A 745-nucleotide genomic window follows, 5' to 3' on the forward strand; every position below is an offset into this window, starting at 1 on the left:
ATGATATTTTACTCCACGTGTTCCGAACCATAAATTGTGCCACCAATTATCATGTGTTATACCTTTGAATCGTCCATCTTGATCAAAATTGAGATTTTTACGTCCATCTATATCTATCAATCGGACAGGATTCGCCAATGTGTACACATATCCACTCGTCATTGAATACTTCTCTGCCAGCGGATCCACCCCATACCACAGACTCGTGACTGGGTTCATATACCTTGCACCGTAATAGTATAGACCAGTCTCATCATCGAACTGTTTGCCATTGAACTTATACGATAGGTCTTCACTGCTACTATGCTCGTCAACTAATAACTCTCCGTATGGCAGGTAAGCATCATACTGGGTGATGTTGGCTCTGTCGTCTGTGATGTAGGATGTGCTGCCGAGGTGGTCACTATGATAGAAGAAGGTCTCCTCCTTCGTTGTGTCGTTTGGAATGTAGCCATAACCAGCCTGCGGGTCATCAGGGTTGCTCGGGTCGTTCCATGAGACAGGAGCACCGGGGTTGGTGCCAGGTGTTGTGTTAGGATGTGGAGTCTGAATCCAACCCTGTGGCACATCATGGTTGCCGAGTGTGTCAATGATAGAGTTATATCCTCGCTTTGTATTCTCCGGATCACCATACGCACCCTTCATTGTAGGAACACCAGGAGCAATGCCTTGCTGCTTATAGTATGCCTCTTTCTGCTTCTGAATCTGATTCATGCGTTCAGCATAGTCCTGCTGACCAGCGGTG

The 745-nt window shown here is 46.6% G+C and carries 1 protein-coding gene; it reads right to left on the reverse strand.

The window, feature by feature from the left end; genetic code table 11:
• A partial coding sequence (locus tag HMPREF9141_RS12365) for an RHS repeat-associated core domain-containing protein (RefSeq protein WP_007369115.1) occupies window positions 1–745 on the reverse strand: 745 nt, incomplete at both ends.

The organism is Prevotella multiformis DSM 16608 (genome assembly GCF_000191065.1).
Classification (GTDB): Bacteria; Bacteroidota; Bacteroidia; order Bacteroidales; family Bacteroidaceae; genus Prevotella; species Prevotella multiformis.